This window comes from Mesorhizobium helmanticense (assembly GCF_003034915.1).
Taxonomy (GTDB): domain Bacteria; phylum Pseudomonadota; class Alphaproteobacteria; order Rhizobiales; family Rhizobiaceae; genus Mesorhizobium; species Mesorhizobium helmanticense.
In genome coordinates, this window is sequence record NZ_PZJX01000003.1 from 267,504 (window position 1) to 286,873 (window position 19,370).

General features: G+C 58.3%; 21 protein-coding genes. 11 read left to right on the forward strand and 10 right to left on the reverse strand.

Going from position 1 to position 19,370, the window contains the following annotated elements; all coding sequences use genetic code 11:
- Positions 1-76 precede the first annotated feature (76 nt).
- From C9427_RS01980 to C9427_RS35380, 3 genes are all read left to right on the forward strand, one after another.
- Complete coding sequence (locus C9427_RS01980) at positions 77-577, forward strand: cupin domain-containing protein (RefSeq protein ID WP_107647530.1); 501 nt, start codon at positions 77-79, stop codon at positions 575-577.
- Positions 578-824: 247 nt separating this feature from the next.
- Positions 825-1,190 (forward strand): site-specific integrase, encoded by a 366-nt coding sequence (locus C9427_RS35375; RefSeq protein ID WP_425351623.1) that lies wholly within the window; start codon positions 825-827, stop codon positions 1,188-1,190.
- Between the two features lie 79 nt (positions 1,191-1,269).
- Positions 1,270-1,404, forward strand: a complete 135-nt coding sequence (locus tag C9427_RS35380) for a site-specific integrase (protein ID WP_425351624.1) — start codon at positions 1,270-1,272, stop codon at positions 1,402-1,404.
- Positions 1,405-1,504: 100 nt separating this feature from the next.
- Here C9427_RS35380 and C9427_RS01990 read toward each other — a convergent pair whose 3' ends face one another.
- On the reverse strand, positions 1,505-1,918 hold the full coding sequence (locus C9427_RS01990; protein ID WP_107647531.1) for a VOC family protein: 414 nt from the start codon (positions 1,916-1,918) through the stop codon (positions 1,505-1,507).
- Between the two features lie 492 nt (positions 1,919-2,410).
- Between C9427_RS01990 and C9427_RS01995 the strand changes: the two genes are divergently transcribed.
- From C9427_RS01995 to C9427_RS02005, 3 genes are all read left to right on the forward strand, one after another.
- Positions 2,411-3,016 carry a hypothetical protein gene (locus C9427_RS01995; protein ID WP_167434212.1) on the forward strand — a complete coding sequence of 202 codons (606 nt, stop codon included), beginning with the start codon at positions 2,411-2,413 and terminating at the stop codon, positions 3,014-3,016.
- Positions 3,017-3,347: 331 nt separating this feature from the next.
- Positions 3,348-4,232, forward strand: a complete 885-nt coding sequence (locus C9427_RS33710; RefSeq protein ID WP_146172484.1) for a hypothetical protein — start codon at positions 3,348-3,350, stop codon at positions 4,230-4,232.
- Positions 4,233-5,198: a hypothetical protein gene (locus tag C9427_RS02005; RefSeq protein WP_107647534.1), complete on the forward strand. Its 966-nt coding sequence runs from the start codon at positions 4,233-4,235 to the stop codon at positions 5,196-5,198.
- 12 nt (positions 5,199-5,210) lie between these two features.
- Here the strand turns inward: C9427_RS02005 and C9427_RS02010 are convergent, their stop codons facing one another.
- The 6 genes from C9427_RS02010 to C9427_RS34000 form a co-directional block, all read right to left on the reverse strand.
- Positions 5,211-6,866: an SUMF1/EgtB/PvdO family nonheme iron enzyme gene (locus C9427_RS02010; protein ID WP_167434213.1), complete on the reverse strand. Its 1,656-nt coding sequence runs from the start codon at positions 6,864-6,866 to the stop codon at positions 5,211-5,213.
- Positions 6,867-6,868: 2 nt separating this feature from the next.
- The gene (locus C9427_RS02015; protein WP_107647536.1) at positions 6,869-8,677 is read right to left on the reverse strand and encodes an ABC transporter permease; all 1,809 of its coding nucleotides are present in this window, start codon (positions 8,675-8,677) and stop codon (positions 6,869-6,871) included.
- A complete protein-coding gene (locus C9427_RS02020; RefSeq protein WP_167434214.1) occupies positions 8,677-9,405 on the reverse strand; it encodes an ABC transporter ATP-binding protein in 729 nt (242 codons plus the stop codon). The genes C9427_RS02015 and C9427_RS02020 overlap by 1 nt, the downstream gene beginning before the upstream one ends.
- Positions 9,402-11,795, reverse strand: a complete 2,394-nt coding sequence (locus C9427_RS02025) for a vWA domain-containing protein (protein WP_107647538.1) — start codon at positions 11,793-11,795, stop codon at positions 9,402-9,404. Before C9427_RS02025 ends, C9427_RS02020 begins: the two co-directional genes overlap by 4 nt.
- Before the next feature lie 11 nt (positions 11,796-11,806).
- On the reverse strand, positions 11,807-12,463 hold the full coding sequence (locus C9427_RS02030; RefSeq protein ID WP_167434215.1) for a trypsin-like serine peptidase: 657 nt from the start codon (positions 12,461-12,463) through the stop codon (positions 11,807-11,809).
- A 1,136-nt stretch (positions 12,464-13,599) separates the two neighbouring features.
- Complete coding sequence (locus tag C9427_RS34000) at positions 13,600-13,764, reverse strand: hypothetical protein (protein ID WP_167434216.1); 165 nt, start codon at positions 13,762-13,764, stop codon at positions 13,600-13,602.
- A gap of 443 nt (positions 13,765-14,207) precedes the next feature.
- Here C9427_RS34000 and C9427_RS02035 point away from each other — a divergent pair, with 443 nt between their 5' ends.
- The gene (locus C9427_RS02035; RefSeq protein WP_107647540.1) at positions 14,208-14,417 is read left to right on the forward strand and encodes a hypothetical protein; all 210 of its coding nucleotides are present in this window, start codon (positions 14,208-14,210) and stop codon (positions 14,415-14,417) included.
- A gap of 237 nt (positions 14,418-14,654) precedes the next feature.
- On the opposite strand, the gene C9427_RS02040 is transcribed toward C9427_RS02035, so the two are convergent.
- Positions 14,655-14,999: a low affinity iron permease family protein gene (locus tag C9427_RS02040; protein WP_107647541.1), complete on the reverse strand. Its 345-nt coding sequence runs from the start codon at positions 14,997-14,999 to the stop codon at positions 14,655-14,657.
- Positions 15,000-15,472: 473 nt separating this feature from the next.
- Between C9427_RS02040 and C9427_RS02045 the strand changes: the two genes are divergently transcribed.
- Complete coding sequence (locus C9427_RS02045) at positions 15,473-15,772, forward strand: DUF1236 domain-containing protein (RefSeq protein ID WP_107647542.1); 300 nt, start codon at positions 15,473-15,475, stop codon at positions 15,770-15,772.
- A gap of 236 nt (positions 15,773-16,008) precedes the next feature.
- On the forward strand, positions 16,009-16,266 hold the full coding sequence (locus C9427_RS02050; protein ID WP_107647543.1) for a hypothetical protein: 258 nt from the start codon (positions 16,009-16,011) through the stop codon (positions 16,264-16,266).
- Positions 16,267-16,638: 372 nt separating this feature from the next.
- Here C9427_RS02050 and C9427_RS02055 read toward each other — a convergent pair whose 3' ends face one another.
- A complete protein-coding gene (locus C9427_RS02055; protein ID WP_107647544.1) occupies positions 16,639-16,860 on the reverse strand; it encodes a DUF768 domain-containing protein in 222 nt (73 codons plus the stop codon).
- Between the two features lie 527 nt (positions 16,861-17,387).
- Between C9427_RS02055 and C9427_RS02065 the strand changes: the two genes are divergently transcribed.
- Both C9427_RS02065 and C9427_RS02070 read left to right on the forward strand, forming a co-directional pair.
- Positions 17,388-18,221, forward strand: coding sequence for an ATP-dependent DNA ligase (locus tag C9427_RS02065; protein ID WP_107647568.1), 834 nt, complete (start codon positions 17,388-17,390; stop codon positions 18,219-18,221).
- Positions 18,222-18,257: 36 nt separating this feature from the next.
- On the forward strand, positions 18,258-18,614 hold the full coding sequence (locus C9427_RS02070; protein WP_107647545.1) for a response regulator: 357 nt from the start codon (positions 18,258-18,260) through the stop codon (positions 18,612-18,614).
- Between the two features lie 150 nt (positions 18,615-18,764).
- On the opposite strand, the gene C9427_RS02075 is transcribed toward C9427_RS02070, so the two are convergent.
- Positions 18,765-18,953 carry a hypothetical protein gene (locus C9427_RS02075; protein ID WP_107647546.1) on the reverse strand — a complete coding sequence of 63 codons (189 nt, stop codon included), beginning with the start codon at positions 18,951-18,953 and terminating at the stop codon, positions 18,765-18,767.
- Between the last annotated feature and the right edge of the window lie 417 nt (positions 18,954-19,370).

A 19,370-nucleotide genomic window follows, 5' to 3' on the forward strand; every position in this document is an offset into this window, starting at 1 on the left:
GCGTGGCTCACGCGCATCTTCCTAATCGCCGTTCACCCTGATCCGGCACACGTTGGATCCAATAGGAGGACTACCCATGAAGCCGCGATTCCTCAACACGCGCCGTATCGGCGTGCTTATTTTCTCACTGTGGGCTTTCCAGCCAATAATGCCCGCCTTGATGCCAGCTCAGGCAGAGCCGGCGGTCGGGGTCACCCCAACCGTTATTGGACGGGCTACGTATGATCCATTTGACCTGCAGTCCGATCTCGGGTTTGCGGCCCAAGCGAAGGGCCCGCTCGACATCGTCGTGCGGACCCATGACTACGCGCTCGGAAGCTCGACGGGATGGCATTCGCATCCGGGGCCGGTCTTCATCACAGTCACTGAAGGCGAAGTGACGTTCTACGAGGGCGACGATCCGACGTGCACGCCAAAGGTGGTCTCGAAAGGCCATGGGTATGTTGATACCGGCCGTGGGCACATCGGGCGAAACGAGTCCGGAGCGCCTGCCAAGGACGTGACAGTCATCTTCGCTCCGGTGGAAAAGTCATTCCGAGCGGAGTTGGATCGTCCGAACACAGCCTGCAAGTTTTAGCGGCAGAATTGTCCGTCTACTCGGCGGACAGTCCTACCGTCCCAGTGCGGACAGCGATCAAGCTTGAACTGTCCGCTCTGGGTCAGATCGCGTCGATGCATGGGGCGCCCGACGTCCGCTTCTCACGTTCCAAGCCTCGAAACCTGCCAGTTCGCTTGCGACCCAAAGGCTGAACGTCAGTTCCGTTTCTCCTGCGGCGATTGAGGCCAAGGAGAAAAGCAATGGCTACTCACAATATGATCCGGCGGTGCAAGGCCGCGCTGCTTGGAACGCGGGGAAAACGGTAGGTACGAAGCGGCCGCTGACCCAGAAACAGATTTGGGCCATCCGCTTCTTTCTCGATCGGGAAGGGCGCGTTCGGGATCGGGCGCTGTTTGACTTGGCAATCGACAGTAAGCTGCGCGGATGCGACTTGGTCAAGACCAAGATCGGCGATCTGGTTGCCGGATCAGGCATCCGAACCCGGGCGATTGTCGTCCAGCAGAAAACGGGGCGTCCGGTGCAGTTCGAGCTGACTGCCGACGTGCGAGCTTGCTGGCCTAGCTGGAGAGGCGCGGTGGATCGGTCGCGGACCATGCATTTCCAAGCCGCGTGGATCACTCGCGACACATGAGCACGAGGCAGTACGCGCGACTGGTTGACGAATGGGTTGACGCGATCGTACCCATTCATTGCGACGCACGAAGGCATCGATGATCTACAAGGCGACCGGCAACCTCCGAGCCGTCCTGATCCTGCTCGGTCACACTAAGATCGAGAACACCGTGCGATACTTGGGCGTCGACATAGAGGATGCGCTCTTGCTCGCCGAACGCACCGAGATCTGACGTTGGAGCGGCCATTTGGCAGCGCTGGATGGCCGCTTCCAGCACAATCCGCTCCTCCGCCTGATGGCCGAGCTTAGGTGAATGTCCACGGTCAGGTTGGTTAACGCGCGGGCTCTACGCCGACAACATTCTGCTCCTCGTCCGTGGTGAACGTTCCCTTCGATTGATCCAATATTACAAGAACGTTGCCGAAAGGGTCACAAACACGGGCGCATCGCCCGATCGCGATGTCGAAGGGTGGTTCCACTGCCTTTCCGCCCGCTGCCAAAAGTTCTCGAAATGCCGCGTCCACGTCATCAACCAGAATATCGGTCTCTGGACCAATACGAAGATGAACTACTAGTTCTGCATCAGTTTCAGGCAACGCGAATCCGGCGGCTTCCGCGTCCCGCCAGATGAGGGCATGGCCGAGCCGATCCCGATAAAAGGATATGGCTTCCTCAAGATCGCTTACATGCAGTAGATAGTTGTCGAGTTTTCGGAACAACGGTTTTTTGGCGGCCTCGTAAGCCATTGGGGAACCTCGCGCAGCATCGCACTGCCCAAGATTATGCTTCCGTACGCGTTCCGCAACGACTCAGCGACGGCTCAATTGCTGTCCAGCTTGCAACAGCTTTTGTATCGCGAGAACGGCAGCTATGAGTCGCTTCTGAGGGGCAGCTTCCCGGCCTTTCGAGCGCAAACCTGTCCGTCAGCAAACGGCCCATTTCAGACATTCAGTCTGTTTTGTAGCCCGAAGGCATTGCGGAAACGTCCATCCACATCTGGACATCCCACTGTGCTCGCTCGAAAAGATGCGATTCCAGCGATAGCGGCTAATAGCATCAGAAATTTACGCGCATTGGCTGTGCTGACCTCCCTCGTAACAGCAAGTAGCCAGCTGCCAACATGGTATCACTTTTCGAAATTTGGCGAGCTGGGGACCGTTGCGTCTGAATTAAACTTGACAATTAGAGCATTTGACGCGGTTAATAAATTCTTACCTTGGGGAAGGGGTATATCGGTTATGACGAGCCTCAAGAAGTTGGGGGCGGCTGTGGTTGCAGTAGCAATGCTCAGCGCCTGTGCCACAACGCAAGATGGTCAGCAGACGCAAGCCGAGGCAACTGGGTTGGGGGCGGTCATAGGCGGGATCGCGGGTGCAGCTATCGGCAATGATGCGGGGAGCGCCCTCGCGGGTGCGGCGGTCGGCGGCCTCGGAGGGTACGTGGTAGGAACCGCAGTCGCGCAGCGCAAGCAAAAGTATGTCAATCTGGAGGACTACTACGACGCCCAAATCAGCCAACTCGACGAAGTGAACACGCAGATTGTTGAGCGGAAACGCCAGGCGAATCTGGAACTGACGCGGCTCAAGAAACTTGCGCGAAATCCGGCAACACGGTCGCAAGCCGTGGCTGAGTTGAAGTCGGCACAGCAGAAGAACCGCGAGTTGCTCAGCCTCTCTGCTGATGAGATCAAGGTTCAAAGGGACGGGGTCGCGCAAGAGAGCAAGGGATCGAAATTGCCGCCGGCAAAGATCAAGGCTTGGTCAACCAAGTGTGACGAGGCCCAGAAAAATATCGATGAGCTCACGGAGCTCAACGATCAGTATGATTCCGCGAAATACCTATAGGTGTTGCGGAGGTACCAATACATACGAGTGTTAGGCTCGGCAGTTGGGGTGTGCGAAACATGAAATCGCGACCAAGGCGAATGCTAGCAATTGCCCTCGCGGTGGAAGCACTCTTGCTTCTCGGCGGGTGCAACACCACGGATCCTCGGCAGGGCGGCTTTTTCGGTGGTGTCGGAGGCATCGCTTCCGGCGAGTACGATCGTAGAATTGCTGAACGCCAGGATCGTCTGGCAAGGATGAAGCAAATTAACTGCCAGCTCGAGAAACGATGTCCGCCGGAATAGACGTCGACAGAGAACGTTAGCGGTCGAAAATTACGGAGGCTGCTGTGGTGCGTAAGATTTCCCTTGTTGGCCTCGGAATAATTTTCGCAATCGTGACGCCTGCCTCAGCGGAAACAGGATGCGCGCTCTTCCTCAAACCGGCTATTGAGACCCGCGGTGATGGCGACAACGGCATCTCGACTACCCGCCTGAATCATTATGCTCAGGACAGCCGAGTTTGCCACGGCCAGATCATGTTCAGATGCACGCCCTCCGGTTGGATGCAAGACGGCCCGTGCGACCCCGACGGGGTCGATGCTGAAAGAAGAGCGTGCCTGCTGGAAGGCGAGACGTGCAGTTCGCCCCCGGGCAACCAGGCGTCTGGTGGCAGTAACGATGGCAGTTTCCAAAGCCCTGTTCAAAAAGATCCCCCGGCACCGTTGGATGTTGGCAGGCAGCTGGACGCTCTCTTCGCACCTCTTCATCAGGGGTTTTCGAGCAACGGAACAGATCAAGGCGGCACTACCGCGCCCGATGGTAGCGATGCGATGATGCTGCCCGTGCCCCCCGCCGGGACCGACTGGACGAAGGGGCCGCCGAAGCCAAAACCCAAGCTCAACGGGACAGGCGTCGCCAACGCGGGCGCTGGAACACCCAAAAGGACCGAATCCTCGAACGGTCAATCGACGGCGAGGAGATCCGGCAACAACGGCGGCATTCCGGCGGGGTGTTCTTCCCAGCAGAGAGCTCTCGAGGCTGAGGTGCGGCGAATTTCGGCTCAAGCCAGTTCGATGGGCATTTGTGCCGCGAGCCGCGTTGCGGCTGGCATCTATGCGAAAGCTGCAGCCCTCAATCGTCGCTGCATTCCCGGACCGGAAGGTCAGGCGCAGGCAAGCGAATACGAAAGTGCCGCTCAGCAAGCGCGGCAAAGCGCGGCGCAGGCGTGCATGTAGATGGACACGACCATGCTACGTATATTGTCACTAACGACGCTTTTTGCCTGCGGCTTTTTAGAAGCTGAACCGGCCGCGGCTGCCGATTGCGACTTCTATTTGCCGATGCTTGACAAGCTGAAGCGCAGCTGTGATGCTGGCGAATCCTGTCCCGATTACAGAGCAATGAAGGCGCGAGCCCGCGACGAGGGCTGTATTGGCGGCACGCCACCTCGGGCTGCAAGGACTCCGCGGCCTAAGACAGCCGCTCCTCAGGCTCCCGCGCCGACGCCGACTCTGGTCGTTCCAGAACTCGGCCCGGATGATTTTTCACAACCACCCGAGAAGCAACAGGCCTGCTCCGAAATCCCGACCGATCCAGCCTTTTTCCGCAATCAGGCTGAAGAAGTGTTGAAGAGGAAGGTCGAAGCTTATACCGAGGTACTTGCAGACCTGAGAGAACTGCAGAGAAAGCAGAAGGATGAGTTTGATTCCGATGTCGGCGAGCTTGGAAGTAACACCGCCAACATTAATGATCTGAGGATGACGGCGAAGACAACACTGGACCTGGTCGGCGGTATCTTGCCGTTGACGCCGGTTAAAAACGCCTCCGGCAAGGCGGCTCTCACAGCCATCGACTTTTTCAAGGCCTACAAGACCGGCAAAACAGTGAAGGGGTTGATTGCTGCCGACAGTGATCAAGTACTGTTCGATTTCACGATGGATGCCGCCGGCGAAATGAACGTTTACATGAAGGCGGTAAACGTAATTAGAGGCTTTGCGGAAAACGTCATGATCATGCGTAGCGCAGACGAAGCGCGTCAGCAATATCGGCAATCTATGGCGAAGATTGAAGGCGTAATCATGGAAGTTCAACGAAAGCTCATTGACTCTCAGGAAAAGCTCGCGGCGCTGACGGCCAATAAGGTTAAGACACGCTGGGACAGCCTCCGAAACCTGTGCGTTCGCGAAGCGAGATTGCCGTAGAATACACATACCTCAGTTAGCGACACGCTCTTGCAGCGATCGTACTATTCGTGATCGATCCGTTCCGTCGGCGCCGCCGAGCGCTTCGGTGCGACGTAGGTCTTGTTCAACAATGGCGAGATAAAGCCGATCCGCCGCACCCTGGAATTGGGCGTCAAGCTTCGTCAGTGCGGTGCCAGAGTAATCCGATCCGAGGCTAAATAGCTCGCCGACACGGTCAGCATAACGCCCATAGATTGAGGTGATCAACTTGTCCGCAGCTTCAATCCGGTTCCGTAGAGATTGAATACGCAGGACAACATCGGGGTCATCGGTGCTTGCGGGGGCGCCGTCGAGGAGCTTGAGATCGCGCGACTGTTGGTCGATCGCTCGGCTCAGCTCCGCAAGATTGGCGAGGGACAGGCGCGCTGCCGCGATTGCGGCGGCTTCGCCGCGCTCCCGTAGGAGCCGACGTAGCTGAGCCAACTGTGTCTCGATTGCAGCGTAGTCCGGCTCGCGACCCGTCGACCGTGCGCGCTGCAGAAGTGCCTCGACGGCATCGAGCGGATCGCCGGCAGCGACGAGACCGTCGCTCAGGCTCCGGCCGGCTGGCGTCGCCGCCCGTCTTGATCTGAAGCGCTCGTACGATGCCTTGATCTGGTCGAATAGGGCTGGAGTCGCAACAAAGTCCGAGCCAACGGCGAGGCGGATTCCCACCGTGGGGGACCGAGTGTCGCCCACGGTGGATCCGCCATCCCATTGATAGGTACTCACTTCACGTCGCAGGGACGAGCGCAAATCTGCGCCCTGGTCTAGGAAACTTCCTCCGCGTACGACCGCTCCGCCTGGTCGTCCTTGACGCCATTCGGTGTAGAAACGCTCAGTCATCTGCTCCGCAGCATTGCCGAACATGTCGAAGAACCCTCCGCTAGTAGGCTTAAATCGGCCGATGCGTGTCGTGTTGCTTTGCGAAACTGGAGCCGCCCACGCATAGCTTTGCCAATCCTGCGGTGGAAAAGGAGTCTTCTCTTTAAAGGCCCCATTGTCGAGCGCCGCGGTCCCTCCTCTTGCGCCGAACTCCCATTCCACCTCAGACGGTAGCCTGAAGAAGCCCGGCGCGCCACCCACGCGCGGCAGGCGGGCGAAGCATTCGGCCGAGCGGAAGCACCAATGATTGAGCGTCTCGACGAATTCGAGGATGCTCGCTGTGCTAATCCAGGTGAGAGGCTTGGCCAGGTCGCGCTCAGAAGGGGCGGGCGTTGCGGCGAGCTTCTTATCGAGTGGATCGCCGCTCCTTTGCGCCAGAACCTTCAGGCCCGAAACGATATCGCCATTGCCCATGACCGCGGCGTACTGCCCTTTGGTGACCTCGTACTTGCCGAGCAGGATTGTCCATCCGGCTTGCGTCCCAGAAGGGAAAGAGCCTGCGACCTCGACCTTGTATGGGTCTTCGAATAGGCCGCCAGACTGGTTACCCAACGTGACAACTCGACCGATGTCCCAATAGTCAGGCCCGCGGACTTCTACCGGGCGGAATAAGAGAGAGGCTACGCCCGGAAGCGGAAAGCTGACGTCGTCGGGCAGTGGCTGCGGGTCCCACCAGATGTGCTCCTCAGCGAGGCTGGATGCTGACGACAAAGTGGCCGTAAGCAGTAGGGCGAAGGCGAAAAAGCGTAGATCGCCAGACATTCTCATTCGCGCCTGAGGAGACCAGAGATATCCATTCTAATGATCATGGTCGAGGCGAGCAACGACGAAAGGATGGCTGCCGTCGCGCTGGCCGCCATAGTCACGCCTATAGTGGCAGCGCTCGGCAGTGCGATTGTCCGCTCTCCTGCCTCAAGAGCCATGAACGCGTTGGTGATCCTGTTCGCCGCGATCGAGGCCAGGAGGCCGACGCCCGCGGCAATTAGGCTACCGCCAACGGCGAGAGCTATGGACTGCACGACTTGGATAATCGCCAGATCCCTTCGACGCAATCCCAGTAGCGCGAGCACGGCAAACTCAGGCGTCTTGCGCAGCGTGGCCGCATAGAAGTTCGACAGCAGCAAGGCGGTGCCGCCAATGACGGCGACAGACCCGACGATCGCCAGTAACAGGTTCAACGCCGATCGCAGTATCTGCACCCGCTCGATCGCCTGCGTCCTCGCTAGAACAGAATAACCAAGCTTCTCCATTGCATCGAAGACGGGAGCCACATCTTCGACGGTGCGGGCGTAAAGCCGAAATCCATAGTACTTCGGCCCTCCGGTCGGCACTAGCCTATCGCCCTCCAGTAAGGCACCGGACCGCTCGGCGGATAGCAGGACTCCAGCGAGCTCCGGGAGAACCACGACCCTGCCCGGTTCGGACTCGCCGACGACTATTGCGTGCACAACAAGGCCGTGCGGCAGGGAGAGAGCCAAGTCGTTGCCTCGCCTCGCGATAGCGGCCGGAGCGAGAAGCGCGAAGGGAATCTCTAGGGGATCCGTTTTCGCCTCGCGAAGCACGACGTCCTGGCGGCTGCCTTCCACGGCGGTCGAGACCTTCAGCACAGTAGCGGCCGCTCTGACCGACAGATCTCTAGTGACCGGCGTGAGGGACACAAGCCTTCCCCGAAGCCGCTCGGCGAGCGCGGTCATGCTCGCACGCCCCACGATCGAGGTCGTCGTCGTCGCAAGCTCAGTGATCGAGGCGGAGGGTAGGCCGGCCACGAATTCCGACGTTTCGTAAGGCGTCACTGCGCGGATCGCGGCGAAACCTGTCGAGAGCTTGGCTTGCAGCCGTTCCACGTCGTCTAGCGGAGCCGTCACGCTCGCGATCGCTCCATTCCAGCGGGGCTCCAGTCCTGTTGTCTGGCCGGGCCAGCCCCGTGCAGGAACAGCGATACCCATGCGGAAAGCCTCAATGTCGCGAGCAAGGTCGAGCGTCGTGTAGATGCGCTCGGCCGGCTCGAGGCGAGGCGGGAGGATGCCGGTCACTCGCAGATTGGCCGTCTGAACCTCGTCTACCCCCCCCACGTGACGATTGATCTGCACTACAATGGTCTTGCCGATCGCCAAGTCGAGCCCAGTCGCGATGGATTGCGAGATGGCGGCTTCGCCTGGCTTCAGGGCGTCAGCTCCAATCTCAGCGAGAAGCGGGTCGCCGCGCATACTCGGGAGTAAGTCGATGGCGATACGTGCGAGTCTGCCTGTCGAATCGCGCGCTTCGCCGGATCCCCGCACTGATGCAGCGCCTTGGGTCATGGTCGGCACGACGAAGGACACACCGGGCAAGGCCGCAATCTGCTGGATGTCTGAGTCGTCGAGCGGCCGCGTCTCCGTCAGCTTGAGCTCACGTGTCGCGGGATCCTGGATGAGGCGCTTTTGCAAGCCCGTCACGACCCCGTCCTTTACGCCAGCGAGGATGATGATCGGAGCGCCAACGGCAGCGATCGACAACAACGCGCAGAGGACGAGCAGCTTTTCATTGATCAGATCCTTGACGCACAGGCGAGCGATCAGGAGCATGCCCTTCATCAATCGGCCACCAAGTGGGATCGGATGAAATCGGATCCGACGCGCTCGGGGACAAATCTCCAGCGAGACGCTGAATAGCGTTCGACCAGCTCGATATCATGGGTGACAAGGACAGCCGACAGGTTGAGAGACCGGCACGCCTCCTGCAATCCGCCAATGACCTCTCGTCCTCGTTCGCGATCGAGCGCTGCCGTCGGCTCGTCGGCGAGAACGATTGTGGGGCTGTGCAGCAGCGCGCGGAGCAGAGCGGCTCTCTGTCTTTGTCCTCCTGAAATGTGGCGTGGCTTTCGGTGAAGACACTCGGTGATGCCGAGGCGCGACGCCCACTCGGCGACGTCCTCGTTGCACAGGCGTCGCCCGAGAATGGCGCATGGAAGCAGGATGTTGTCGCGAACGCTCAGATATGGAAGGAGCCCGCCCTGCTGCAGAATATAGCCGATGTCCTCGCGGCGGCATCTAAGCAGCGCGCGCTCGTCACGCCTCGCCCAAAGGTCTGCAACGTCGATAAAGTCACCACCGCGACGTTCGAGATGGAATGTGGCAACGCTGTCCGGGCGCATGATCAGAGACAGGATGTCAAGCAACGTCGACTTTCCCGATCCGCTTTCGCCCACGACGGCGGTGATTTCACCGGGGCGCGAAAAGAAGCGTTCGACGACGAGATCGAACCGGGAGCCCGCTTGGGTGCGGGATTTCCTCAGATCCTTCACGTCAAGGCTCGCAGTCACGGAAGGAAATCGAGCTTGATAGGCGTCACTTGATCGATCGCTGCGTCGCCTTCGGCAAGCGTCTGCCACTGTCCCGGCGACGTATAGACTTTTTGATAGTATGCGAGAAGAGATTCGAGGCGGCTCTCAAGCTGCTGCCGATCGGCTGCCGGAAGGGACTGAAACATGTCGTCGCTCATCGCGAGGATCTGGCTTTTGTAAGGGAGAGAGTCGATCCAGCGCGGCAGCAGGCGCGTGTCTTTCAACGCCTTCGCTCTAGAGAAATCGATCTCACCGTTTTGAATGGCGCTCTGGGCGACAAGAGCCTGCAGGGTCTTAAAGAAGCTTTCCTGAGTGGCGTCAGCCTCGATTACTGCCTGACGGACGAGAGTCAGCGCGCGCATAAAGCTGTCGAGATCCCGGCGGCTGAGCAGAATTTGGACGTCGAAAGACCGCTTCGACAGATCGGTGAGGTCGCGATCGACGACCCAGCCGGTGATATCCTTCGGCGGGCGCCCCTCTCGGCCGACATATTTCACGAGCGCCGCTTCGAGCATCTCGTTGGTCACATCTTGGACGCTATCGGCTGGCGACGGCTCGACGGGTTCCTCGGTGACCTGTGAGGCATCGTTGGGGTTCCCCGTCTTGTTGTCGGGAGAAGTTCCGGAAATGATCGTCTCCAAAAAGACCATGGACGCCCTCGTCATCAGATTGACGACCTGAATGAAATCCGTCTTGTTCGAGACGTCCACGGCGTAGCTCGCCGGCCGACCCATACCTTCATTCATGCCCAATCGAGCGAATTGTCGGGTGCCGAACTCATGGTCCTGAGAATGGAGAGGATTCTTCAGATAGATGCCGAACAGATAAATATCGCGGTCGGTCAACGCGGCCCGGAGAGTCTCGGGATCCTGGCGCGTCGAATTAAGTGGATCGGTCGAAGGATGGGACGACGCGTCGCCGACCAGAACGATTAGGCGGAGCGCGCCCTCACGCCAAGGCTCGTTCATCGCCTCAGCAACGCCTGCGTAGACGTCCTCCGCCCATTCGTCTGGAGTGACAGGCGCAGCCTTAGCTTCCGTGCCAAGTATCGACACCATGTCGATACCGCTGACGAGTTGGCTCGGCGTGAAGTTCTTGGTCCGCCACTGGAGCGCCGGCGTTCGCGCTGGATCGTCGCGATAGCCTACCAGGCCAAAGCGCACTACGTCATCAAGCCCGCCGGTCTTCGCAGTGACGCTGCGGATGACGGCCGAGAGCACCTCCTTTGTCTGGTCGATATAGGGCTGCATGGAACCCGTCATGTCCATCACGAAGACGATGTCGAGCTTCAGGCCTGCAGTCGACGATCCAGAGGGGGAATGCCGCTTGACGAGGCCCTCCGCAGTTCCCTCGACCTCCTTCGCTTCCTTCGCGAATTCGGCCAGATTGCTCGAGCCTGCCGCCCCTGGCGCAGCTCGCTCGTTCGGCACCGCCGCCGCAACCTTCAGCAACCGCGTCGGATCATCGTAGATGTCGATCGCTTCGTGCTCCAGCACAGGCAGAATATAGAAGCGCTTAGACGCGTCTACGAAGCGGTCCGGCTCGATCGAGACAATGTCTGGCGGCGGGTCGCCGCGAGAGACGCGCTGAATATCCTCGCTCGCTATCTGGGCACGCGAGGGCGATGTCGCTGCCGCCAGCACGGACTTTCGCGTATCAAAAAACAGCACCGGCGCGCGGCTTCTGCTTCCGATGCCCGGGTGCGAATATGTCAAGATGAGCGCGCTGTGCCATTCGAACACGTCGGCTGCCCGCATATAGCCGATCGGCTCCTTGGTCTGGACCCCGACCCGATACCAACCGCTCGCGCCGTCGAGGCCGACCTTTGCCACGTCGTCGACGTTGCGCTCGAACGCAAGGATGGGAAAAAACGCCCGCACGTTCTCGCGCACTACAGCCGAGTCGGCCTCAGGCGCTTCGTAAATATTCGAGAACGGTCGCGGCATGAGCCGCAGTGGGAGACCAGTCGCGACAACGCGGCAAACTGATCGTCCGTCGCAGTCTACATCTGACGATGGGCGGGCTTGATTCTGGCCGTTCCCGTCGACGACTTCAGGCCCAGCGGGACGCGACCCAGAGGCGTCCTTCCCAAGGTCCTTGGGCTCCTCGCCGGTCGCATCGTTCGACTGGAACTGCGGCGCCATTACACCACTACCGCCCTCATTCGCTTGTGCAGGTATCTCCTCTGCGGGCTTCTCTATCGGTGCTTCATCACCGCCGATCGGTGCATCGGGCGCGACCGAGGTTTGGCTGGCCGATAGTTCGTCGCCCTGAGCGAGAGCGCGGCTGCCGAGATTAAGCGCGATACTCAGCGCGCTAAGCGCAATTATCGCAGCGAACAAGATCTCTAATCTGGGAAAGTACCGCATTCGATTCCCGCCTATTGTGGCACTACAAGTTGAAAGACAGACATGTCGACGGCTCGACCTTCGCCGAACTGACGGGCGGTCACTAGGCCTGCCAGGTACTGCCGTCCTCGCACGACAACGATTAGGGGCGAGCCGGACTCGCCGTGCTGGGCGGGGCAGTCGTGCACAAGTGAGCCGAAGTCGGGATCCTCGACGCCGCGTCGATGCGTGATCTTGAGCAGCATACACTTGTGTACTTTAAGGCGTAGCTCGCCCGCGGCGTCCAAGCTGAAGCCGGCCTGCAGCACGCTCTGTCCAGCTAAGAGATCAGCTGGAGCCGCTATAGAGATCGGCGGCAGAGTCGATGTAGGCCAGATATTGATGAATGCCACGTCCCACCGCTCGACGATCGTGGATTGTCGGTTGCGCTGCGGATCAAACTCAAAAGGCACTCGGATCGCGCCTGCACTTGCGACGCCACTTTCACCGCCGATCTGACGCAAACGGATCGAGGCAACTCCCAGGCGCTCCCCGCCGCGATCGAAAACACAATGCGCCGCAGTGACCAACGTTTCCGGGTCGAGCAGCGCGCCTGAGCACATCGATCCGTCGGATAACGTGACCAATCCTACTGTCGCGGCGAGGACCTTTAACGAAGAAGAGATAACCCCTAGGGCCGCGATCAACATGAGTCCAGACCGCGTGCCCCACCGACTTTTCATGCGTCGAAACAGTCCTATTGACGTTGCTCAGGGTGCAACCGCAAAGGCGTGCAGAAATGTTTGAACAGCATAGTGCCTGCGACCACTTTGTACAATGGATCATAGTTTACCAATCGTGAACAGCAAAGAACGGATTCATAAAAGCCACCAATATGCGCAAGGGGAAACCAACGCCCCGGTTTGGAGGTCAGATCAGGTCAACACACGCGAGCGCCTGAAGGTCTGGTTATGGAATGCCGCCTCAATAGCCGTCAGTCGCTAACGGGCAAAATGAGAGCTTATAACGGGGGCAGGGGGCGGTTCATGGAGCAAATGAGATGAAAGCTGCGACCAGCTTATCGCTGCTCGCGAAACAGTCGATTTCGAACATAGCGATTTGCTTAGTGCGAACACTCTCAACAAAGTCGTATCGAAAAACTTCACTGCTTCTATTGCGAGTTGCGTGGAACAATCGCATGGGTTGGTGAACCCGTATCTGATCGACTAACCATCGTAATGACGCGGCAGAATGGCGGCGGTCATTTCTCGCAACGCTTGCAGGCGAGGGCTAGCACAAGCTGGGGTGATGATAATTCGTGAACGCTGGTCGATTGGCTAGAATTTAAGCTATTCGTCTGTCGCTGGAACAATTGACCTGATGGCAGCTTACCGCAGATGAGATATCTTGCGCTGCTAATGATCCTGTTCGTCTGCGCCTGCATCACGAAGCCGACCGTGCTTGGATACGCCGAACGACATAAGTTGATGTCCGGCTCTAAGGTGAAAAAGGAGCTAGCGCATCAACCTCCGCCTGATGCGCCCCGACGATTGTCTTAGGCGCGCCGGCAGCGATCAGAAGTACAACAGCAGCGCGCCAGTTTTCCATCCGCATCCTCCATCGTTGACCTTATGCAGGGCTTTCCCCAGCCTCCAGAAACTGCCCCGCCGCTCGAAAAGGTAGCGGGCTTTTTTGTTGCATGAGCGGAACCTGATATGTGGGCGCTGGTTTCGTAAACGGCAGCTTCCCTCGCTGCTGGTCAAGAGCCGGCAAATCTTGACCGGGCCCGCTTCCTCGCCAGTGAGGCGGGCCCACTACCTGCGCTCCTCAGTCGGCGGCAATAGCCCTAGTTTGAGATCTTGGGCGAAGAACGGATCTGGCCAGCAGTGGTGATTGGCGAGCGGACGATGACCTCCAACGCGTCGCCCACCGAAATGCCGTTCTTTTGAGCGAGAACTTGCGCCAATGCATTCATCTTCGGATCTGTGTAAAATTTGACTTTCATCACCACTGCAAGCCCCCTCACTGATGTTCGAGGCACCCAACATTTATTGAAGCAGAAATTTCCGTGCGAGGCGGTGCCTTCAATGCGCGCGAGTGTCAGGAATGAGGGACCATGGGTCTCGGCTGCTCCAGACCCTTCCCGCTTCGGAAAGGTGGAGGGTTTTTTTGTGAGGCTTGGGAACGGCCTTCTCCTCAAAGAATTCTCTCATTGAGGGAAAGCGTGGAGCATAGCCATGAAGAAAACCTACCAGACACCCACCCTGACCAGGCGCGAGGTTCTGTCCAAAGTCACGGCCGGACCCGGCCCCTCGGTCATTATTGTAGTGCCTTAGTACCAACATAGTCCCCGAACGAGCCCGCTGTGCCTAACGGTGCGGCGGGCTTTTTGCTTTGCGCGAAATCGCCAATTGGGATTAGCTGCGCCAGATCGATCTGGTGTGGGAGGGTCACATGCCGATTCGTCGAAAAGCCGAGGAAGCTGGCGTATTCACTCCGTCCGAAGTTGCCTTGCTGGGCCGCGTATTCGACCGGCTCAAGATTGAGGGCCAATCCGAGCAACGGCGCGAAGCGCTGGCCTCTCGCATTATAGCGAATTTCTCAGCTGGCATTACGGACGAGGACGACCTTGTTCTGGCTTCCAAGTTGCCGCTCGGTCGCTAGAATTTTAGGCCGACATTATTGATCTGACGTCGGAACAAAAGCCCGCAAAAAAAGTTGGGCAACGTCGGGTAGCCGTCCGCCAAGCCACCCCCGACAGGCGGCCAAAAGCCCACCCGTTCGAGGTCGCCGGAAGCCCGTCGTTTTGCTGTTAACGGCGGGCTTTTCACATCTCAAGTGTCTCTCAGCGAGCGGCGCACGCTTGCGCGGCGCCGTTGGAGAGCGGGAACAATGGGAACGCTAGCCCGATCCATTCGAGAGTTCGACGGCCTCAGCTTCCACTTGAGCCAGCCTCGCCTTGATCTCTTTCGGGTCTGCGTGTTCTAGCCCGACAACATCGTTTCGCGTTTCGTTGAGGGCCACGATGATCTCATCTAGCTTGGCGTGAATGGCAGCAGTGTCTCGGTAGCCCTGTATCAGAACGACGCCGGTTATTATGATCGCCGCGACTGAGAGCGCGTAGGTCACGACATTCGTCAGGCCAAAAGGCACCAAAGCGGTGGAAACCGCCATTGCAATAATCATCACATAGAAGCCAGGCGGCCGTGAGAGAAATTCTGCCACGGCGAACAGAAGCTTGTTCATGCTACATTCTCACCATCACGGTGTTGCGTGGCGTCAAAAATCACCCCGAACGCGATATGCGGGGGCTCACCTGCAAATCCAGGAATAACGGCAGAGCCCCCTTATCGGCGCAGTAAGGGACGAAGCTGCGCAGATATTGATTGGTATGGTGACGTTCGCGTTTGTGCCTCATCCAATGATCATTCCAATCGCCAAGAAGGTGAATGAGACGGCAAAAATGGGAGCCAATAACCAGCGGGCTTGTTGAACGCTATTTTCCATAAACTCCTCCCGTGTCCAGCGAACAATGACAATGAGCGACGGCAGTTCCCCCGCCCGGGACGCCAAGGTCCATTGCGTCCATCGGGTCAGACTTTGGTCCGATAATGGAGTGGACCGAAGTCTAAGCGGAGGAACCTTCGTGACCACCGCGGATTGGCTTCGGCGTGGCGCGAGGATGATGTCCAAGCGCAAGAGCCCATAGGGAGAATGATATGAGAGTTCATCTTTCCACTGCTGCCGTCGGCTTCCTTCTGCTGGCAGGCATCGGAGCCGCTGCCGCTCAGGATGTGATCATCGCGCCCGAGCAGGAGACCGTCATCAAGGAATATGTGAAGAAGCAGCCGCTCGCGTCGGTAAAAATCCCTGGAGTGGAGCTCAATATTGGCTCACCGCTGCCTGACACGGTCGAGCTACATGAGGTTCCTGACGTCAAATACCGCTACGTCGTCGTCGACGGCCGGACCGTCCTTGTCGATCCCGGCACACGCAAGATCGTCAAAATCATCGAGTGACCTGACAACTTGCGGGCAGGGGGAGCCCGCCGCTTCGAGGAGAGCGGCGGGCAACCTAGGACGAGGAACTTGGGGGTAGGAGCGCACAATGGACTCTCGACAAACCATAATACTGGAGGCGAGCTGCCTGCTTGCCGTCCCACTGTCGATCATTCTCGTGAGTTTGCTAGCAGCTTTCATCTTTGTCTGAGCTATCGGCCGCCCACTGAAAATCTTAGCGAAGGAGGCGACTGCTCGTGGATAAGAGGGCCGAGACAGACGCGGAGAAATTGGGCCGTGGCGAGTTTGAGCTTAAAGCCGAGAGGTATGGCGTGAACGCCCTTCTCCTCGTTGTCGAACTGATCAATTTGCTCGAAAAGCGCGGAACGATCAGCAGCGACGAGGTCGCCAAGATGGCGGACGCTGTGGAACTTGCTATCGCCGAATCCAGTCAACCCGACGTTGACAGCATCTATCTAATGCGTGCTATCGCCGCCGCTCGCAGGCCAAGATAACTTCGTGGTTTCCTAGTGGTGACTTAAGGCATGCGCTGGTTTTCTTCTCCGGTTTTTGTAAGGACTGACCAACCGGAGGGCCGCCATGGTGTCGATCACGCCCAAGGAGCCGCCGAGCAGCTTCTCAAATGGACAAAACGTGGCGCCGGATGGCACAAGGGTATGAGACTTTGCCAAACTGTTCAGGAGGGTGAAGCCCGTCTCCTAAGAAATAACCGCTGAGCGCAGTCAGACTTCATTCACCAGGTCTCTCGACAGTTTCGATGCTCGCTTTCGCGAGGGCTTCGGCCTTATGGATCGGCTCAGGGCCATAGACGCCTGGAACGATACTCTCGCCGGCAGTGGAAATGGGCCGACTGCAAACCGTGCACGTCAGTATGTCCAGTTGGCATCCTGCTGCACGATGGCATCCAAGATCATCGCATAGATAGTACCGGTGTCTCCCCCCGCCTCGGAGCTGGTGATGCCCACCGCCTTTGCGTCGGCGAACAGCTTCTCCGTCAGCTCGGTGACTGAGATGGCGTCGGATCCAGCTGTGTTGAGAATGTTGTTGGAAATCCACTCGTGGACGAAGTTCGCTACGACTGGGCTCATAACGACATAAGCTCCTGTCAAATGCGCGAACGGCTATTGTAGCTTTCATGCGTCATTCGGCAACGGCTCATGCCCGGGCCGCACGCAGGACAAAAAATGAAATGCTCTCGCGCATTGGTGGGCGGCCGGCCGCGCAGCCGTTGCTGGGTTGCCGCGCCGTAGGGCCATCAGCAGCCGCGAAGAGCCTTCGCTCCCGTTCCAGCGTCTCGCGGTCATTCCCATGCTTGGCAATCAGTTCCTTCACTTGCTCAGCCGTGATGCCAACCTTGTTAGCGAAAACCCAACCTCGTATTCCTCATCGCCAGCTACCCGGTCGCGGTCTCGAAAGTCGGTCTTGCTCTTATCGTCGGCCATCGCTCGTCCTCCATGATGGATGCAAGGCAACGCCTCCAAATGACATTTGTTTCCGAGCAAAAGCAGAATCACGTTATGTTCACTCTGGCTAATATAAAGCCCCTGCCTAGAATGAGATCGTGGGCAAAAAGTTGGGCACCGGCGATGGCCGGCTAAAGTTTATCGAACCGTTGATGCCGACCCTTGTCGACAAGCCGCCGGAGGGCGGCGATTGGAGTCATGAGGTCAAATTCGATGGCTACCGTTCTCAGCTCATCATTGAAAACAACGACATCCGCATTTTCACCCGACGCGGCCTCGACTGGACAGCCAAATATCGCCATCTCGCGACCGCCGCGCACCTGCTGGAAGCTGAAAGCGCCATCATCGATGGGGAGATCATCGTCCTCAACGATGCCGACCTCTCGGATTTTTCAGCCCTGCGAAAGGCGATCACCAGCCGCCCGCATGATCTCTATTTCGTGGCCTTCGACATAATGCACCTCAATGGCCACGATCTGCGAGACATGACCTTGGAAGAGCGACGGGTGATTCTCGCCGGCATCATCCCCGCCGACATCCGCGTTCAGTTCAGCCAAGAGCTATCTGGTGAGGCAAAGGCAATCTACAAGCTCATTGACGATGCTGGCCTTGAAGGCATGGTGTCCAAGCGTCGTGACAGCAAATACCGCAGCGGCCGGTCGACCAACTGGCTCAAGACCAAAAGCTACGAGATTGCCGAATATGAAATTCTTGGCGTCGAGCGTGAGGCGGGCAAACCGGCGTTTGCATTGATGGCCGATCGCACGACCGGCCAGTACATCGGCTCGGCTTTCATCAACTCCAGCCGAGCAATCCGCGAACGCCTCTGGAAGCGGGTCCAGGAGCACGCAGGGCCGGCGCCCAAGGACATGAAGCGGCCCGCGACGCAATGGGTCAAACCGGGACTGATCGGCCGTGTGAAACACCTGAGAGGTGAGGAAGACCTGCGTCATGCGTCGTTGCAGGATTTTCGGGAAATAGAATGATTCGCTAGTCCAGTTCATAAGTGCCTTCATCAACATATGACGAAACAACTAGTTCTGATTCTTGAGGACGAGGCGATGATCGCGCTTGATCTTGAGGGCGCGTTGAAGGCAGCCGGCTTCACCGTCGTCCTGGCATCTACACGTGTCGAGGCTGAAGCGATTTTAGCTGACCACAGGCCGGATGCGGCTGTCCTTGACGTCCAGATTGGAGACGACGACTGCACTTCTGTGGCGAAAGCGCTAACAGCGCGAGGTGTGCCTTTTGTTCTTCACACTGGCCGGGACGTTGTAGATCGCGAGATTTTCTCTATCGCGGTCTGGATCTTTGCCAAGCCTACGGACACAAGAGCGATAGCGCAGACCCTTAAGTCAATGCTCTCAGAAGATGGATAGGCGCATTGTGCAGAAAAATGGCCGACGCTCAAAATATTTGGAGGTGGGAGGAGCGCCGGCCTTGGCGGGGAAGTAGACCCGCCGCGGGGCGGTATAGCTGAGTCGTTCCGCCGCGTCATGTGGCCAGTAAGAGTGGGCATACGCCGCCCCTTACTTCCGCACAATCCATTCCAGTAAATCGGAATCGATATCATCGCTCCCGGTGAAATCGCTAATCAAAAGCGCAGCGAAAGTGCGCCATTGGTCCTCGGGAATTTTGTCTTCGATCACGGATTTGGTGAAGGCGTTGCGGATGATCTCGCAGTCGAACGCCGACACCGCATTGTCTACCTGGGGCATGATGCCAACCTCCCATCAGGGCGGGAGCCTAGCTCTGCGCTCAAATGCCGGCGCGCCATAGCCCCAGCCGGCGACTTTCGCTATTATATGCCTCCCTAAATCAGCTCCAATATCAAATGTTTGTACGTTTTTTACCAAGCGCTGGTCTGTCGCGTTCAGGAAATGCCGGCACGAGTCAGTGAGCCGCGCCATGCGTAAATCTTTGCCAGTCAAGCATAATCAGCCTATGTTACCCGCATCGGCCGCCAAGGCTTCGGATGCAGCCGACAGTGAGAGGGTACCCGCTCTTGCCCGTCAGGGAGAGAGCCATGCCCCAATCCGCTTTTCGGAATCAAATTTTGAAAGCCCTCTTAGTAAGCGACTTCGCGCTTTTGCAGCCTGCGATGCGTCACGTCGAACTGGACATCAAAGTCCGGC

Excerpts from the sequence above, each read along its gene's own strand:
- C9427_RS02025 (WP_107647538.1), bottom strand. The coding sequence starts at position 11,795 with ATGCGGTACTTTCCCAGATTAGAGATCTTGTTCGCTGCGATAATTGCG.
- C9427_RS02055 (WP_107647544.1), bottom strand. The coding sequence starts at position 16,860 with ATGAGCCCAGTCGTAGCGAACTTCGTCCACGAGTGGATTTCCAACAAC.
- C9427_RS02015 (WP_107647536.1), bottom strand. The coding sequence starts at position 8,677 with ATGAAGGGCATGCTCCTGATCGCTCGCCTGTGCGTCAAGGATCTGATC.
- C9427_RS35380 (WP_425351624.1), top strand. The coding sequence starts at position 1,270 with ATGATCTACAAGGCGACCGGCAACCTCCGAGCCGTCCTGATCCTGCTC.
- C9427_RS02075 (WP_107647546.1), bottom strand. The coding sequence starts at position 18,953 with ATGCCCCAGGTAGACAATGCGGTGTCGGCGTTCGACTGCGAGATCATC.
- C9427_RS02035 (WP_107647540.1), top strand. The coding sequence starts at position 14,208 with ATGCCGATTCGTCGAAAAGCCGAGGAAGCTGGCGTATTCACTCCGTCC.
- C9427_RS02030 (WP_167434215.1), bottom strand. The coding sequence starts at position 12,463 with ATGTTGATCGCGGCCCTAGGGGTTATCTCTTCTTCGTTAAAGGTCCTC.
- C9427_RS02045 (WP_107647542.1), top strand. The coding sequence starts at position 15,473 with ATGAGAGTTCATCTTTCCACTGCTGCCGTCGGCTTCCTTCTGCTGGCA.
- C9427_RS02070 (WP_107647545.1), top strand. The coding sequence starts at position 18,258 with ATGACGAAACAACTAGTTCTGATTCTTGAGGACGAGGCGATGATCGCG.
- C9427_RS02005 (WP_107647534.1), top strand. The coding sequence starts at position 4,233 with ATGGACACGACCATGCTACGTATATTGTCACTAACGACGCTTTTTGCC.
- C9427_RS02065 (WP_107647568.1), top strand. The coding sequence starts at position 17,388 with ATGCCGACCCTTGTCGACAAGCCGCCGGAGGGCGGCGATTGGAGTCAT.
- C9427_RS01980 (WP_107647530.1), top strand. The coding sequence starts at position 77 with ATGAAGCCGCGATTCCTCAACACGCGCCGTATCGGCGTGCTTATTTTC.
- C9427_RS02010 (WP_167434213.1), bottom strand. The coding sequence starts at position 6,866 with ATGTCTGGCGATCTACGCTTTTTCGCCTTCGCCCTACTGCTTACGGCC.
- C9427_RS02040 (WP_107647541.1), bottom strand. The coding sequence starts at position 14,999 with ATGAACAAGCTTCTGTTCGCCGTGGCAGAATTTCTCTCACGGCCGCCT.
- C9427_RS01995 (WP_167434212.1), top strand. The coding sequence starts at position 2,411 with ATGACGAGCCTCAAGAAGTTGGGGGCGGCTGTGGTTGCAGTAGCAATG.
- C9427_RS01990 (WP_107647531.1), bottom strand. The coding sequence starts at position 1,918 with ATGGCTTACGAGGCCGCCAAAAAACCGTTGTTCCGAAAACTCGACAAC.